Raw genomic sequence first — 15,788 nt, 5'->3', positions numbered from 1 at the left:
GGCTTATTTACTTAAATTCGACTCGATTCCTTCTAAAGACCCCTCAAGGAACACGATATTCTTCGCGTTTAATATTTTGTAAGTACTTAATTCTGAACTACTTACAACCTCGGAGCCCTTCAAATTACGTGACGACAAATATACGTTTTTATTTGACCCGCCCAATACTATCAGGGATTTTTTGTCCTGAATACCAAGGGCTTTCAAAAAGTCGATGTAATTTTTGGTCTTTGGTGCATCAAAAGAAAAATCTTCCACTACGGTGACAGCATTTCCGTTTGCCTTAATGGTCAAAGCCGATTTTCTGGCAAGACGCTTAAGGTTTTTATTCAATTTGAAACTATAGCTTCTTGGTCTTGGACCAAAAACACGTCCACCACCTTTAAAAATAGGAGACTTGATGCTACCTGCACGAGCAGTACCGGTACCTTTTTGTTTCTTGATCTTACGGGTACTCCCGGTGATCTCAGCCCGCTCTTTAGCTTTGTGAGTCCCCTGGCGCTGGTTAGCCAGATATTGTTTTACATCAAGATAAACAGCATGTTCGTTAGGCTCAATTGCGAAAACAGCATCAGAAAGCTTTGCTTTTCTGCCTGTTTCTTTTCCTTTTATATCTAAAACTGCTACTTCCATTACTTGCTAATGATTACGTATGAGTTTTTGTGACCTGGAACAGCACCTTTCACTACGATAAGGTTCTTATCTGTAACCACTTTCAAAACTCTCAGGTTTTCTACTTTCACTTTATCTCCACCCATTCTACCGGCCATCTTCATTCCTTTGAAAACTCTCGCAGGATAAGATGCAGCACCAATAGAACCCGGAGCTCTTAAACGGTTATGCTGACCGTGGGTTGCTTGTCCCACACCAGCAAAGCCGTGTCTCTTTACTACCCCCTGGAATCCTTTACCTTTAGAAGTACCCGAAACATCTACGAATTCCCCTTCTTTAAAGTGTTCCACGGTGATAGCATCACCTAATTTAAAATCTCCTTCAAATCCCTGGAATTCCACGACTTTACGCTTTGCAGCGCTTCCCGCTTTCTTGGCATGCCCTTCGGCAGCTTTGTTGGCAGTCTTTTTGTCATCGAAACCAAGTTGAAGTGCTTCATACCCGTCAACCTCTTTGGTTCTGACTTGGGTAATTACGCATGGACCTGCTTCAATTACGGTACAAGGGATATTCTTCCCGTTCTCGTCGAAAATACTGGTCATGCCTATTTTTTTTCCTATTAACCCAGACATAATTAATTTTTGATTATTACTTATTTATTTAAAAAAAATTCAGGGCAGAAAAATACTTTCGCCCTGAATGTATTTTTCCCGTTTTTCCCTCGCCAACTGCTCAGGACATGTATATTCCCACGTAGGTGGGAATCTTTTTGATCCCCGCCTTCGCGGGAATGACTTATACTTTTATCTCTACTTCAACCCCACTTGGCAATTCAAGCTTCATCAACGCATCAATGGTTTTTGAAGATGAACTGTAGATATCAAGAAGTCTCTTGTATGAACTTAGCTGAAATTGCTCCCTTGATTTCTTGTTTACGTGAGGAGAACGTAAAACAGTAAAAAGTTTTTTATGCGTAGGCAAAGGAATTGGTCCTGTTACCACTGCACCCGTAGTTTTTACGGTTTTTACGATCTTTTCAGCTGACTTATCAACCAGGTTATGATCGTAGGATTTTAGTTTTATTCTAATTTTCTGACTCATTTTCCTAAGATTATTCGTTTGTACCCTTTGCTGCCTTTATTACTTCTTCAGAAACATTTGAAGGTGTTTCGGCATAGTGAGAAAATTCCATAGTTGAAGTTGCTCTACCTGAAGAAAGCGTTCTCAATGTGGTTACATAACCAAACATTTCAGAAAGCGGCACTTCAGCTTTAACAATCTTGGCACCAGAACGGTCACCCATACTACTCATATGACCTCTTCTTCTGTTAAGGTCACCTACAATATCTCCCATATTTTCTTCCGGAGTAACTACTTCTACTTTCATAATTGGCTCCAGAATAACAGAACCTGCTTTTTTAGCAGCATCTTTATACCCAAGCTTAGCAGCAAGTTCGAAAGATAATTGATCGGAATCCACAGGGTGGAAAGATCCATCCTTAAGAGTAACTTTAAGAGTATCCATAGTAAACCCGGCTAAAGGACCATTCTTCATAGCCTCTTTAAATCCTTTTTCTACAGACGGAACAAATTCTTTAGGAATACGACCACCTTTGATCGCATCTACAAACTGAAGTCCCTCTCCTTCAAAATCCTCATCTGCTGGTCCTAAAGTAAAGACGATATCGGCAAATTTACCTCTACCACCAGTTTGCTTTTTATAAACCTCACGGTGATCGGTAGTTCTGGTAACAGCCTCCTTGTATTCAACCTGAGGTTGACCAACGTTAACTTCTACCTTAAACTCACGACGCATACGGTCTATAATAATATCCAGGTGAAGCTCACCCATACCAGAGATAATTGTCTGGCCTGAAGCTTCATCGGTACGCACTGTAAATGTTGGATCTTCTTCTGCAAGTTTTCCAAGTGCCATTCCCATTTTCTCAACATCAGCCTTAGTCTTAGGCTCCACCGCGATACCGATTACCGGCGCAGGGAAAGACATAGACTCAAGTACGATTGGGTGCTTCTCATCAGTAAGCGTATCTCCGGTTTTAATATCTTTAAAACCAACAGCAGCTCCAATGTCACCAGCTTCAATTCTATCAATAGGCTCCTGCTTATTAGAGTGCATCTGATAAATACGAGAGATACGTTCTTTCTTACCAGAACGGTTATTCAACACGTATGAACCAGCATCAAGAGCCCCAGAGTAAACTCTGAAAAATGCCAAACGACCTACGAAAGGATCGGTAGCAATTTTAAATGCAAGTGCAGAGAAAGGTGAATCTACATGCGGCTTACGACTCTCCTCTTCATTTGTATTTGGATTAACACCTACGATTGCTTCAACATCTGAAGGTGCAGGAAGATATCTCATCACAGCATCAAGCATTGCCTGAACACCTTTGTTTTTAAAGGCAGAACCACACATCATAGGGATGATAGACATATCTATGGTTGCAGCTCTAAGCGCAGCGATAATTTCATCTTCAGTAATTGAATTTTCATCTTCAAAGAACTTTTCCATCAATGCTTCATCATACTCGGCTACAGCTTCTACAAGCTCAGTTCGGTATTTATTCACATCTTCCATAAGTTCTTCAGGAATATCTATGATTTCATAGGTCATCCCGTGATCTTCATCATTCCAGATCACCGCCTTTTTAGAAATAAGGTCTACTACACCCTTAAAATCTATTTCATCACCAATAGGAACTTGTAATGGCACAGGGTTTCCTCCAAGCATTTCTCTAACCTGCTTACACACATTAAAGAAATCGGCTCCCTGACGGTCCATTTTATTTACAAACCCTAAACGCGGTACTTTATATTTATCAGCCTGTCTCCATACTGTTTCACTCTGAGGCTCAACCCCATCCACAGCACTAAACAAAGCAACAACCCCATCAAGCACACGTAAAGAACGCTCTACCTCTACGGTAAAGTCAACGTGACCTGGGGTATCAATTATATTTACAGTATACTCCTGGTCACGGTACATCCATTTACAGTGAGTTGCAGCAGAAGTAATAGTAATACCTCTTTCCTGTTCCTGCTCCATCCAGTCCATTGTTGCAGCACCGTCGTGAACCTCCCCTATTTTATGGCTTATCCCTGTATAATAAAGGATACGCTCTGTAGTGGTGGTTTTACCCGCATCAATATGCGCTGCAATTCCAATATTTCTAGTAAATTTTAAATCTCTTTGTGCCATTTTTCTTAGAATCTAAAGTGAGAGAATGCTTTATTAGCTTCGGCCATTTTATGAGTATCCACTCTTCTCTTAACTGCAGCACCTTCTTCTTTAGCAGCAGCAAGAACTTCTGCGGCCAGCTTCTGCGCCATTGCCTTTTCGTTTCTCTTTCGAGAAAAGCTAATCAACCACTTCATAGCGGTTGACACTTTACGGTCTGGCCTTATCTGCATTGGAATTTGAAAAGTTGCACCACCCACACGTCTGCTTCTCACTTCTACGTGAGGCATAACGTTAGATAAAGCGTCTTTCCACACCTCTAAAGCAGTTTTCTCTTCATCTTGTTTTTTCTCTTCAACAATTTCCATTGCATCATAGAAAATTTTAAAGGCTACCGATTTCTTACCATCCCACATCATCATGTTCACAAAGCGTGTTACAAGTTGATCATTAAACTTTGGATCTGGTAAAAGCGGTCTCTTTTTCGCCTGTCTTTTTCTCATTTCTTTACATTAAAAGTTTTTAATTACTTCTTAGGGCGTTTTGCACCGTATTTAGACCTACGCTGAGTTCTACCCTCAACACCGGCTGTATCCAAAGCTCCACGAACAATGTGATACCTAACACCTGGCAAATCTTTAACCCTTCCGCCTCTAACCAATACTATCGAGTGCTCCTGCAAATTGTGTCCTTCTCCCGGAATATAAGCGTTAACTTCTTTTCCATTAGTCAACCTTACCCTGGCTACTTTACGCATAGCCGAATTAGGTTTCTTAGGAGTGGTGGTATACACACGGGTACACACACCTCTTCTTTGAGGACACGAATCCAAAGCAGCCGATTTACTCTTCTTGGTAATCTTGGCTCTTCCTTTTCGTACTAACTGTGAAATTGTTGGCATAATTTCTTTTACCTAATTAATTTTTAAATTACTCCCTATTTTTTAGGGTTTGCAAATGTAGAAATAAAAACCAAGTTTTCAAATCCATAATCAATTAATTTTCAAGCGGCTCGGCAAGTTGAATAAAATTCAAGCGAAACCTGCTAAATCCACGCCATATATAAAGGACCAAAAGGAACTAAAAACCACTTCTCTGATAAAAATGCAATGAATTTGAGCTAAATCTAAAGTTTTTGAGGCCAACGAGAACAAACATTAACATTTCAACAAAATCAATCACATAGGCTGAAAAAGAACCATCTATAGTATTTTAGTATAAAAACTTAGAGATGCAAAATCATTTTAAGAGACAAAAGCTTGTATAATTAACCATTTATTAGCACTTTTGGCGTTGGCTAATTCAAACAAATTTTAAAATGAAAACAAAGTTTAGTAGTATTTTAACGCTATTACTAGCGTTTGTTGTGCAAATAACATTTGCGCAAGAACAAACGATTACCGGTACGGTGACCGATGAAGATGGTCTTCCGTTACCAGGGGTAAACGTTTTAGTAAAGGGTACCAGCGCTGGTACCCAAACCGATTTTGACGGAAATTACTCCATCACTGCCGATCAAGGCGATGTATTGGTGTTCTCTTTCGTTGGTCTGACAACAGCAGAGTATCCGGTAGGAAACAACACAACAATTGATGTTGTATTAGAAGCTGATGCAGCACAACTTGAAGAAGTTGTGGTAACAGCACTGGGTATCCAAAGAGAGAAAAAATCTCTTGGGTATGCCACGCAGGAAGTAGACGGATCTGAAGTATCTGATGTACCAACCTCTAACTTTATGAACTCGCTTTCTGGTAAAGTAGCAGGTCTTAAGGTTAAGTCTTCCGGTACTATGGGTGGTTCTTCCGACATTGTAATTCGTGGTAACTCCTCGCTTACAGGAAACAACCAGGCTTTATTTGTGATTGACGGTACACCTATTAGTAACGCAACTCCTAACACTTCCGACCAAGCTCGTGGTAGAGGTGGTTATGATTACGGTAATGCCGCAGCAGACATCAACCCTGATGATATCGCTTCTATGAACGTTCTTAAAGGTGCTGCAGCAACTGCTCTTTATGGTGCGCGTGCCGCGAATGGGGTAATTATTATCGAAACTAAAAAAGGTCAAAAAGGTAAAGGTATTGGCATCTCTATCAACTCTACTTTAATGACCAGCCGTGCAGACGAAGAAACTCTTCCTAAATATCAGCAGCAATATGGTGCAGGATACGGACAGTACTATGCTTCTGAGGATGGTTATTTCAGTCTTTATGATGTAGATGGTGATGGTAATCTTGATGAAACTACTCCGTTTACTGAAGATGCTTCTTTTGGAGCACGTTTCGATCCAAACCGTATGATCTACCAATGGAACTCTATTTATCCACAGTTAGACACATACCAACAAGCGACGCCTTGGGTTGCTGGTGGAAACACACCTAACGACATTTGGGAAACCGGTTCAACTGCGATCAATTCTGTAGCTTTAGATGGAGGAACTGACAAGAGTAACTTTAGGTTAGGTTTCACTAACATGATGACGGATGGTAATCTGCCTAATGCAACAATGAAAAGAAATACCTTAAAATTTAGTGCTGGTCACGACTTTACAGACGATTTTCGTGTTAGCACAAACGTAACCTATATCAAAAGTGACGGTAAAGGTAGATATGGTACCGGTTACGACTCTGAAAACATCATGCAGTCGTTCCGCCAGTGGTATCAGACTAACGTAGATATTTATGAGCAAAGGGATGCTTATTTCCAAACTGGTGAAAACATCACCTGGAACCCTAACAGCCCAACAAATTTGACTCCTATCTACATGGACAACCCATACTGGACTCGTTATGAAAACTTCCAGACAGATACCCGTAACAGGTACATTGGTAATATTAACCTGGACTATGAGATCAATGACATCTTTAGTGTAATGGGACGTTTCTCTTTTGACACTTATGAAGAACTTCAGGAAGAAAGAAGAAATGTAGGTAGCTCTGGAGTATCAGGTTACTCTCGTTTCAACAACCGTGTTGCAGAATACAACTACGATGCTATTCTTAACTTCAACCACGATATCGCTACCGATCTTAACCTAGACGGTAACTTAGGAATGAATCTTAGAAGGAATCAGAACAAATCTATTAGAGCTTCCACCAATGGTGGACTTAACGCACCTGGATTCTATGCTCTTTCAAACAGTGCTGATCCACTTAACCCACCAAGCGAATATGACGCCACCAGCATGGTAGACGGTATTTATGCAAGAGTTGGATTTGGGTACCAGGATACTTACTTTATAGAAGGTACAATAAGAAGAGACCGTTCTTCTACGCTACCTAAAGAAGAAAACACATTTTACTATCCTTCTGTCTCTACAAGTATTATCCTTACTAATGCACTTAATGCAGACTGGCTTAATTTCGCCAAGTTTAGAGCTAACTACGCAGAGGTTGGTAGCGATACTAACCCATACAACGTATTTAACACTTATAGCATTTCTGCTCCTTTTGCAGGACAGGGTATTGCTAACAACAACTTCAGCTTGAATAATATCGAGCTAGTTCCTGAAAGAGCTAAATCTTATGAGGTTGGTCTAGAAGCGGACTTCCTTGACAGAAGAGTTGGGTTTGATATTTCTTATTACAACACTCAAACTGAAGATCAAATTACTCCGGTACCAGTATCAAATGCTACAGGTTTCGGCGAGGTTTGGTTGAATTCAGGTACCATCGAAAACAAGGGTATTGAAGTTTCTTTAAACCTTAACCCGATTAGAACTGAAGACTTCAATTGGAATATGAACATTAACTGGGCGCGTAACCGCAGTGAGGTTCTTGAACTTGCTCCAGGGATTGACAACTTAGAATTAGCTTCCTTACAAGGTGGTGTTTCTATTAACGCTGCTCCTGATGAGCCTTATGGCGCAATTAGAGGTAGAGACTATGTTTATGATGATAACGGGAACCGTATCGTTAACGATGCTGGTTACTACTTAAGATCAGCTACTTCTAACGAGATCATCGGTAATATCCAGCCAGACTGGACAGGAGGTGTATCTAACACATTCCAGTACAAAAACCTAAGTCTTGATTTCCTTATCGATGTCCAGGAAGGTGGAGATATCTTCTCACTTGATACGTGGTATGGTTTTGCTACCGGTCTTTATGACAGGTCTGTTGGACCAAACGATCTTGGTAACCCAATTAGAGATGCTGTTGCCGATGGTGGTGGTGTAATCCTTGAAGGGGTAACTGAAGGTGGTCAACCAAACACAACCAGAGTTAGAGCTGATTACTATGGTACGCCATTCGGATATGCCAGAGATGCTAACAAAGGTCATGTTTACGATGCATCTTTCGTAAAGCTTAGAGAGGCTAGCCTTACTTATGCTTTTGGAGATGATGTGATTGAAAGACTACCTTTCACAAGAGCTTCTATTTCTGTGGTAGGAAGAAACCTATGGATTATCCACAAGAACATTCCTTATTCCGATCCGGAAGCAGGTCTTAGTGCTGGTAATATCCAGGGATACCAATCTGGTGCATACCCTGCATTCAAAGAAATTGGTGCAAGTGTGAAACTTAACTTTTAATTAAAATATTATCATGAAGAAACTTTTAATAACATTTATTGCTCTATCAACTTTATGGTCTTGCCAGACCGATGAGCAATATGAAGATCTCAACAGAGATCCGAAAAATCCAACAGATGTTGCTGCAGATTTCCTTTTTACTTCTGCATCTGTTAACCTGGCCGATCAGTTGGCCAGTCCTAACGTAAACCTTAACATTTCCAGGTTTATTGCGCAGTATCTTACTGCCACTACCTACCTGGATGAGCCTAACTACGACCTAAACAACCGTAACATCCCACAAAACCACTGGTCTATACTTTACAGAAATGTATTGTTTAACCTACAGGATGCTAAGGAAAGAGTTCAGGCAAATGAGAACCTTAGTGCTGGACAAAAGTCTGCAAGAGTTGGTCAGATTGAAGTATTGGAAGTATATGCCTGGCAAATACTTGTAGATACCTTTGGAGATATTCCTTATACTGAAGCATTGAACGGGAAAGACAACTCTTTACCGGCGTATGATGATGCTGCAACTATCTACAATGATCTTTTAACAAGACTTGAAACAGCTCACACCAACCTTGGTGCAGGGCAGGGATTCGGCGGATCTGATGTGATCTATCAAGGAGATATGGCTAAATGGCAAAAATTTGCAAATTCATTGCAGGTTCGTTTAGCAGCCCGAATAGATAACTGGGCCGAAGTAGAGGAAGCTGTTGGTAGAGGAGTATTTGACTCTAATGCCGATAATGCAACTATGGAATACCAGTCTTCACCACCAAACACCAACCCATTATGGGTAGACCTGGTACAGAGTGGACGTTCTGATTATGTAGCTGCCAACACAATCGTTGACGTTATGAACGAATTAGATGATCCCCGTAGAATGGTATATTTTGATGACAATATCGAACCATATACAGGTGGTATCTATGGAGGTAGTAACTCTTTCCAGAGCTATACTCACATTGGAACTGAGTTCACAGAACCAACTCACACAGGTATTTTTATGGACTATGCCGAACTTAACTTCCACCTCTCTTATGCAGCTATGGAAGGAGCCGGTTTAGAAAACGATGCCCAGTGGTATTACGAGGAAGCTATTACCGCTTCTATGGAATACTGGTTAGGAGAAGATGTTGATGCATCAGGATACCTATCTCAGTCTGAGGTTGCTTATGATGGTACAATGGAGCAATTAGGAACTCAGTTCTGGATCGCTATGTTTGATAACCCATTAGAAGGTTGGAGTGTTTGGAGAAAATTCGATGCTCCGGAATTGAATCTTCCGGAAGAATCAGGTAATCCTGTACCACTTCGTTACACTTATCCTGTAAACGAACAAAACCTTAACCAAGATAACTACGATGCTGCTGCTTCTGCAATTGGAGGAGACGATCAACAAACCCCACTTTTCTGGGATAACTAGTAACCTAGTAGTAGTTTTAATTATACTAAAAGGCTGCCTTAACGGGCAGCCTTTTTTTGTTGGAGAAGATTGGATTTAAAGCAGTAATTAGATTAATAAATTTACATTCCAGAAAACAGTTCCAACTTCAAAATCATCTAAAAAAGCTTTCGTTATATTATTAAAACTTACCTTTGCCTTATGGAAGAAAACACAAGAATTTTCGGTATCAGGGCCGTTTTAGAGGCAATACAAAGCGGAAAAACTATCGATAAAGTTTATATTCAAAAAGGACTCGCCGGACCTTTATTTCAGGAGTTAAACCACCAACTCAACAAGGGTGAATTCAATATCTCCTATGTTCCCGTAGAAAAGCTCAATAAACTGGCTAAGGGGAACCACCAGGGCGTTGTAGCTTCTATCTCGCCGGTTAGTTTCAGGAGTATTGAAGAAGTAGTAGCCCAGGCTTTTGAAGAGACCTCCACTCCCCTTTTTCTCCTGCTCGACCAGATCACCGATGCCAGAAATTTCGGAGCCATTATCCGTACGGCAGCATGCACCGGAGTGAACGCTATTATTTTCCCCGAAAAAGGATCGGCACCTGTAAATGCCGATACAGTAAAAACCTCGGCAGGCGCTGTTTTTAGTGTGCCGCTTTGCAAGGTGAACCATATTAAAGATGCTGTTTATTACCTTCAGTCTTCAGATATTCAGGTAATCGCCGCAACCGAAAAAACGAATGACACTATCTATCAGGTAGACTTTAAAAAAGCAAGTGCGCTGGTAATGGGCAACGAAGCTAAAGGAGTTTCTAATTCTATTTTAAATGCGGTAGACGTGAAAGCCAAATTACCAATGTCCGGAACTATTGAATCCCTGAATGTTTCAGTGGCTTGCGGAGCAATTCTATATGAGGCGGTAAGACAAAGAATCCCCCTAAACGCCGAAGGGGGAATTTAAGATTTTACTCTTTTCGATCTTTCGATTCTTTATAAAAATACCTATAAGTGATTTTATCCTGAGTTAGGTCTTCAGGAGGATTTTCCTCCACCTCGTCCTCGGGAAGATGCTCAATGAAGTTTCCATTTTTGTCGAAATGCCGCATAAACCGGTCATTCTCTTCATTGTATTCCGGTTTCTCCCATTCGTATTTGGGTTTTTTAGCGATATTCCTCCGGTAGATCAGCGATAATCCAAAACCGGTAATCAATCCGGAAAGATGACCCTCCCAGGAAATACCCGGTTCTATAGGAGCCACATACCATAACATTCCGCCATAGAGAAAAACCACGATAAGCGAAAGCGCAATCAAGCGAAAATATCCTGAAAAAACTCCTTTGAAAAACAGAAAGGCTGCGAGCATATAAATAACTCCGCTGGCTCCAATATGATTTGAAGGACGACCAATAATCCAGGTTAAAAGCCCGGTAATCACAAGACCGATCAAAAGCACCTGCCAACTGATTTTCCGGTAGAAATAAAACAAGGACATAGAAAGGACCAGAAGCGGCACAGAATTATTGAATAAATGCTTCAGGTCGCCGTGAATAAAAGGTGAAAACAAAATCCCCCTAAGGCCGGTTATTTCCCTGGGCCGAACTCCATACATATTGAGATTCACATTGAATCTCACTTCAAACCAGAATACCAGCCAAATAAGAAGTACAAAAAGGATGGGATAACCCACAACCCTGGTAGAAAAAACAAAGGATTCAGCCTGCTTCATAACTCGTTTTTAAGGTTTTACCAACAAAAAATCAACCATATTCCTTAATAGTGACAAAGTGTTATCCAATTTACTAATTTTGTCAGATGAATGAACCATTAGCAGAAAGATTACGTCCAAATAATCTAGATGAATATCTAAGTCAGCAACATTTGGTGGGTCCAAAAGGTGCTTTGAGACAACAGATAAAGTCGGGAAACATCCCTTCCCTCCTCCTCTGGGGTCCTCCCGGAGTAGGAAAGACCACCCTGGCTAACATTATTTCCAACGAAACCGACCGGCCTTTCTATACGCTTAGTGCAGTTAGCAGTGGGGTCAAAGATGTGCGGGAAGTCATTGAAAAAGCAAAGAAGAGTGATGGCTTATTCACTACAAAAAACCCAATTCTATTTATTGATGAAATTCATCGTTTCAGCAAATCCCAACAGGATTCACTTTTAGGCGCTGTTGAAAAAGGGTGGGTCACGCTAATCGGCGCCACAACCGAAAATCCGAGTTTCGAGGTGATCTCGGCATTGCTATCCCGTTGCCAGGTATATATTCTGAAGCCTTTTTCTGAAGAAGACCTAATAGCCTTGTTACATAGGGCGATGAAGGAAGATAAACACATAGCTTCCAGAGAAGTTAAATTAAAAGAAACTGAAGCTTTATTACGCTTAAGCGGTGGTGATGCCCGGAAACTACTCAACATCTTTGAAATACTCATCAATGCCACAGAAAAAGGCACTGAAATTACCAATAAACTGGTGCTGGATAAAGTTCAGCAAAATACGGTGCTTTATGATAAGGCCGGAGAACAGCATTATGATATAGTTTCGGCATTCATAAAATCGATAAGAGGAAGTGATCCAAACGGGGCCGTTTACTGGCTGGCCAGAATGATTGAAGGTGGCGAGGATGTGAAATTCATCGCCAGAAGATTGCTCATCCTCGCAAGTGAAGATATCGGCAATGCGAATCCAACTGCATTGGTCATCGCAAATAACACTTTCCAGGCGGTAACCACCATCGGATTCCCGGAGAGTCGTATCATTTTAAGCCAATGCGCAACATACCTGGCAACCTCCCCAAAGAGCAACGCAGCGTATATGGCCATTAATCAGGCCCAGGCTTTGGTGAAAAAAACCGGAAATCTTTCGGTTCCTTTAGCCATTAGAAATGCCCCAACCAAATTGATGAAAGATATAGGTTACGGAAAGGATTATAAGTACGCTCACAACTATGAAAATAACTTTGCTGAAGCAGAATTTCTCCCAGACGAGATAAAAGGCACACAACTTTACGACCCGGGCAATAACCCACGTGAAAGCGCACAACGAGAATTCTTAAAAAAACGCTGGAAGGCTAAATATAATTACTAGTCTTTTTTGACCGTATAGGTGGTTTTTACCGATACTCCTCTACTGGCGTCGAAATGTTCTACCACAAGATCACCATTTTCAGAAAAAGAGGCGATTCCCTGTTTGGTAACCGAATTATAAATAAAACTGCCCCCCTCCTGGGAACTTATAAGCAAAGCAAAGGGCTCACTCATGCCTTTTTGAAATAGAGCATAACCATTTTCGTTCTCCTGAAGCTGAAAATAGGTTCCGTCCTTTTCGAAATTGAGAATTCCGGGTGCTTTTTCTTCGGGAATTTTTTCACTTTGAACAACTACTTCAGGTTTTTCGGGGCTTTCGGGAGTGGTTTTCTCTTCCTGGGGAACTTCAGCAGCAACCTCAGCCTCTTCAACTACTTCAGCCGTTTCTGGAGTAGCAGGAGTTGCGGGTGGCGCATCAGCCTCAAAATTATAATTCAAAGCTTCCACCGATTCAAAAGCCTGCCTGAGGGATTCGTGCCAGGCCGTTTTATAATCTTTTTCCCGGCTTGTTCCCTCTTCAGAAGTAAAAATCAGATTTCCGTGGCAATCCTCGAGGGTAATTCGCATTCTGGTAGTAAAAAGGCCCGAATCCTCGACAACATTCGCATCAAGACCGAGACAATTATCGCGCTGCAGGTCTTCCGGCCGGCTTTCTTTGTTCATTAGGGTTTCAAATCCTTCTCTTTCAAAAAGGAATTTCAGCAAAGAATTTAGCTGATGCTGGTTTTTCTCCTTCGAAAATTCGAAGCTTTCAGGAATAATTATGTATTTATATTCATTAAGATTTTGGGCCTTCAGGCCTGAAAAACTAAAAAGAATAAGAAGTGAAAAAAGTAGTTTTTTCATATGTGTTTTATTTGTTTATAAATGGTCATATATAATTCGCATATCCCTGCCTGCCGCCGGCAGGTTTATTGGTGTTTGTATTGTATTCCGGTTATGCTCATTTCATAGTATTTTATTTTAAAGATCTTTAAAGACCATTTGCATCCCCAATTGCACCGAAGTGCTCCTCGCCTTTGCAAGGTTGCGGAACCCCAGCAAATTATTAGCTGCAAGATAAAGATTAAATTTATTAAAAGTCACCGAATACATCAATCCGAAATTAGCAAGAGAATAATCATCAAAAGTATGCGCAATCCTGAAGCGTTGTTTTTCGGTAAGTTTTTTATCCCAGTATGTGGTAAAGGCATATACGAATCCGCGTGGACGCAATACCCCAGCCAGGTTCATTCCTATCTGGTTCATAAATCTAACTTCATTAACTTTTAAATAATTACAGGGAAGAAAGGCTTGCCCGAACCCGTATTCTATGGCAAGATTGAATTTCGCCGGGCGCCAGGTTATATAGGGCTCGTTATAGGTTCTATCAATGAGGTTTCTGTCAACTTCATCCTCAAACTCATCCCAATAAGGAATCGCGCGACCAGTTTCATCCAATTCAGGAAAAAGCGGCTCCAAACCATCGGTTTGATAGGAACCATAATAATGATAACTTTCTACATCTTCCCGCTGGAACATTACTCCTATGTCCTGTACAGAGGCCGAGGCCACAAACTGTTCAGTTACTAGGTAGCTTAAACCCAGATCCAATCCCACCCCCACATTTCCTCCAAAAAAGGAGCGCTTAAGCAATTCGGCCGTACCTTCCTCCACGGTCATGTCCTCCTCCTCATTTAAGGATGCAAAGCCTGAAGTATTTACCTGAACATCCATATTATCTACAATGTGCCTGTATTTATTGGGACCCTGTGGAGTTGTTATCGTGGTAAAGGTTCCCGTATTTCCGGTGCTTTCAGCATTAAATATACCTGAATATAATTTCCCCCGAACCCCCACGGTGAGGCGTTGATCGAAACGGTGATTGAGCCCAAGATGATAAACCGTCAGGATTTCCCCGGTGAAAGCCGCCTGGGAAAAATCAAAGACATCATTGATATAATTAGCATTTCCCTCATTAACGAGTATGGCGAGATCTTTTGGAAAATAAGAGAAGAAATCAAGTTCCTGGTAAATTCCGGTTGAAAGATAATTTCTTTTGTCCAGCTGCCAGCCCAGGGAAATGATCTCTACCTGCTCATTAGCGGTAAAATGGTCGTAGGAAGTCATGCTATGCATTGCTTCTTTTATCCGGGTATTGATATTAGTCCCATGATTTCTAAAAATATCGTGCAGGCTAATTCCACTGGTCCCCGCTGAAAAGTGTATTTGCGAAAAAAACGGCAGCCCTATGTGACCTATGAAATCTATTTGAGCACCGGGATTTAGCAACAAACTTTGCGGAAGATCATCAACATTATAAAGCAGAGGTTTATTTTGTGCCGAAAGCAGTGAAAAACAAAACAGGAATGGGATAAGTAGCCAGCATCGCATATTTAAAAATCAAACTTAAATAATCCCGTTGAAGCGAATTTCAATTCTCCCTTAAATTCATCTGAATTTGGGTGTGCTTCCAATTCAATCACCATTTGTATGGAATTTCTAACCAAATGTATACGGTTCTCCTCAATGATTTCGGTATAATCTGTCTCTACAGGATTATTCAAACTTCCCGGTGCAACTTCATATTGGATTAGAATCTGCTCTCTTCCAGCATTAGAAAGAAATTTTATAGTATGTGAGAAACGCTGAGGAAAAGTATTGATATGCCTGAAATAAAACTCCACTTCAGTCAGGTCTTTTTGGATATAATCGTCGTCCAAAAATTCCAGGCGAACCGTGTCCCGAATTACCGGCTGAAAAACATTATTCCCAGACTGATAAAAATAATCTTCGCTAATATCATAAATAAGCAAGTCTACGTCAATATCCGGGCTTAAACCAATTTCCTCTGCCTGATCCAGATCAATGTCCTTCACGCACCCGGTTAGAGCCATGCAACAAACAAGACACAGGATAACTTTATTTATTCCCGGGATTAAAGACATCAGCATTGGTTTTGGGGCACTAACCCCTAACGAAATTAATG

The 15,788-nt window shown here is 41.0% G+C and carries 14 protein-coding genes; 4 read left to right on the top strand and 10 right to left on the bottom strand.

Annotation, left to right across the window (positions count from 1 at the left end; all coding sequences use genetic code 11):
• Window positions 1-3 precede the first annotated feature (3 nt).
• The 6 genes from rplD to rpsL form a co-directional block, all read right to left on the bottom strand.
• A complete protein-coding gene (gene rplD / locus BM266_RS01230) occupies window positions 4-633 on the bottom strand; it encodes a 50S ribosomal protein L4 (protein ID WP_093404854.1) in 630 nt (209 codons plus the stop codon).
• Window positions 633-1,244 carry a 50S ribosomal protein L3 gene (rplC, locus tag BM266_RS01225; RefSeq protein WP_093404851.1) on the bottom strand — a complete coding sequence of 204 codons (612 nt, stop codon included), beginning with the start codon at window positions 1,242-1,244 and terminating at the stop codon, window positions 633-635. Before rplC ends, rplD begins: the two co-directional genes overlap by 1 nt.
• Window positions 1,245-1,407: 163 nt before the next feature.
• A complete protein-coding gene (rpsJ, locus tag BM266_RS01220; protein WP_072318085.1) occupies window positions 1,408-1,713 on the bottom strand; it encodes a 30S ribosomal protein S10 in 306 nt (101 codons plus the stop codon).
• 10 nt (window positions 1,714-1,723) lie between these two features.
• Window positions 1,724-3,832: an elongation factor G gene (gene fusA, locus BM266_RS01215; RefSeq protein WP_093404849.1), complete on the bottom strand. Its 2,109-nt coding sequence runs from the start codon at window positions 3,830-3,832 to the stop codon at window positions 1,724-1,726.
• 5 nt (window positions 3,833-3,837) lie between these two features.
• Entirely contained in the window at window positions 3,838-4,314 is a 477-nt protein-coding gene (gene rpsG, locus BM266_RS01210) for a 30S ribosomal protein S7 (protein ID WP_093404846.1), read from the bottom strand.
• A gap of 23 nt (window positions 4,315-4,337) precedes the next feature.
• On the bottom strand, window positions 4,338-4,712 hold the full coding sequence (rpsL, locus tag BM266_RS01205; RefSeq protein WP_010230128.1) for a 30S ribosomal protein S12: 375 nt from the start codon (window positions 4,710-4,712) through the stop codon (window positions 4,338-4,340).
• A gap of 416 nt (window positions 4,713-5,128) precedes the next feature.
• Here rpsL and BM266_RS01200 point away from each other — a divergent pair, with 416 nt between their 5' ends.
• The 3 genes from BM266_RS01200 to rlmB all read left to right on the top strand — a co-directional run bounded on the left by BM266_RS01200 (window position 5,129) and on the right by rlmB (window position 10,694).
• Window positions 5,129-8,344: a SusC/RagA family TonB-linked outer membrane protein gene (locus BM266_RS01200; RefSeq protein WP_093404843.1), complete on the top strand. Its 3,216-nt coding sequence runs from the start codon at window positions 5,129-5,131 to the stop codon at window positions 8,342-8,344.
• 13 nt (window positions 8,345-8,357) lie between these two features.
• Entirely contained in the window at window positions 8,358-9,755 is a 1,398-nt protein-coding gene (locus BM266_RS01195; protein WP_093404841.1) for a SusD/RagB family nutrient-binding outer membrane lipoprotein, read from the top strand.
• Window positions 9,756-9,935: 180 nt separating this feature from the next.
• Complete coding sequence (gene rlmB, locus BM266_RS01190; RefSeq protein WP_093404838.1) at window positions 9,936-10,694, top strand: 23S rRNA (guanosine(2251)-2'-O)-methyltransferase RlmB; 759 nt, start codon at window positions 9,936-9,938, stop codon at window positions 10,692-10,694.
• 4 nt (window positions 10,695-10,698) lie between these two features.
• Here the strand turns inward: rlmB and BM266_RS01185 are convergent, their stop codons facing one another.
• Window positions 10,699-11,460, bottom strand: a complete 762-nt coding sequence (locus BM266_RS01185; RefSeq protein ID WP_093404836.1) for a rhomboid family intramembrane serine protease — start codon at window positions 11,458-11,460, stop codon at window positions 10,699-10,701.
• 86 nt (window positions 11,461-11,546) lie between these two features.
• Here BM266_RS01185 and BM266_RS01180 point away from each other — a divergent pair, with 86 nt between their 5' ends.
• Window positions 11,547-12,821, top strand: coding sequence for a replication-associated recombination protein A (locus tag BM266_RS01180; protein ID WP_093404833.1), 1,275 nt, complete (start codon window positions 11,547-11,549; stop codon window positions 12,819-12,821).
• Here the strand turns inward: BM266_RS01180 and BM266_RS01175 are convergent.
• From BM266_RS01175 to BM266_RS01165, 3 genes are all read right to left on the bottom strand, one after another.
• A complete protein-coding gene (locus BM266_RS01175; RefSeq protein ID WP_093404832.1) occupies window positions 12,818-13,666 on the bottom strand; it encodes a hypothetical protein in 849 nt (282 codons plus the stop codon). The two genes, BM266_RS01180 and BM266_RS01175, sit on opposite strands and share 4 nt — an antisense overlap.
• Before the next feature lie 117 nt (window positions 13,667-13,783).
• Complete coding sequence (locus tag BM266_RS01170) at window positions 13,784-15,193, bottom strand: DUF5723 family protein (protein WP_093404829.1); 1,410 nt, start codon at window positions 15,191-15,193, stop codon at window positions 13,784-13,786.
• Between the two features lie 2 nt (window positions 15,194-15,195).
• Window positions 15,196-15,747, bottom strand: coding sequence for a hypothetical protein (locus tag BM266_RS01165; RefSeq protein ID WP_093404827.1), 552 nt, complete (start codon window positions 15,745-15,747; stop codon window positions 15,196-15,198).
• Between the last annotated feature and the right edge of the window lie 41 nt (window positions 15,748-15,788).

The organism is Salegentibacter flavus, from assembly GCF_900115145.1.
Taxonomy (GTDB): Bacteria; Bacteroidota; Bacteroidia; order Flavobacteriales; family Flavobacteriaceae; genus Salegentibacter; species Salegentibacter flavus.
Note: the sequence above shows the minus strand (reverse complement) of the source record. Positions and strands in the feature narration are given on the sequence as shown.

Excerpts from the sequence above, each read along its gene's own strand:
- rplD (WP_093404854.1), bottom strand. The coding sequence starts at position 633 with ATGGAAGTAGCAGTTTTAGATATAAAAGGAAAAGAAACAGGCAGAAAA.
- rplC (WP_093404851.1), bottom strand. The coding sequence starts at position 1,244 with ATGTCTGGGTTAATAGGAAAAAAAATAGGCATGACCAGTATTTTCGAC.
- rpsJ (WP_072318085.1), bottom strand. The coding sequence starts at position 1,713 with ATGAGTCAGAAAATTAGAATAAAACTAAAATCCTACGATCATAACCTG.
- fusA (WP_093404849.1), bottom strand. The coding sequence starts at position 3,832 with ATGGCACAAAGAGATTTAAAATTTACTAGAAATATTGGAATTGCAGCG.
- rpsG (WP_093404846.1), bottom strand. The coding sequence starts at position 4,314 with ATGAGAAAAAGACAGGCGAAAAAGAGACCGCTTTTACCAGATCCAAAG.
- rpsL (WP_010230128.1), bottom strand. The coding sequence starts at position 4,712 with ATGCCAACAATTTCACAGTTAGTACGAAAAGGAAGAGCCAAGATTACC.
- BM266_RS01200 (WP_093404843.1), top strand. The coding sequence starts at position 5,129 with ATGAAAACAAAGTTTAGTAGTATTTTAACGCTATTACTAGCGTTTGTT.
- BM266_RS01195 (WP_093404841.1), top strand. The coding sequence starts at position 8,358 with ATGAAGAAACTTTTAATAACATTTATTGCTCTATCAACTTTATGGTCT.
- rlmB (WP_093404838.1), top strand. The coding sequence starts at position 9,936 with ATGGAAGAAAACACAAGAATTTTCGGTATCAGGGCCGTTTTAGAGGCA.
- BM266_RS01185 (WP_093404836.1), bottom strand. The coding sequence starts at position 11,460 with ATGAAGCAGGCTGAATCCTTTGTTTTTTCTACCAGGGTTGTGGGTTAT.
- BM266_RS01180 (WP_093404833.1), top strand. The coding sequence starts at position 11,547 with ATGAATGAACCATTAGCAGAAAGATTACGTCCAAATAATCTAGATGAA.
- BM266_RS01175 (WP_093404832.1), bottom strand. The coding sequence starts at position 13,666 with ATGAAAAAACTACTTTTTTCACTTCTTATTCTTTTTAGTTTTTCAGGC.
- BM266_RS01170 (WP_093404829.1), bottom strand. The coding sequence starts at position 15,193 with ATGCGATGCTGGCTACTTATCCCATTCCTGTTTTGTTTTTCACTGCTT.
- BM266_RS01165 (WP_093404827.1), bottom strand. The coding sequence starts at position 15,747 with ATGTCTTTAATCCCGGGAATAAATAAAGTTATCCTGTGTCTTGTTTGT.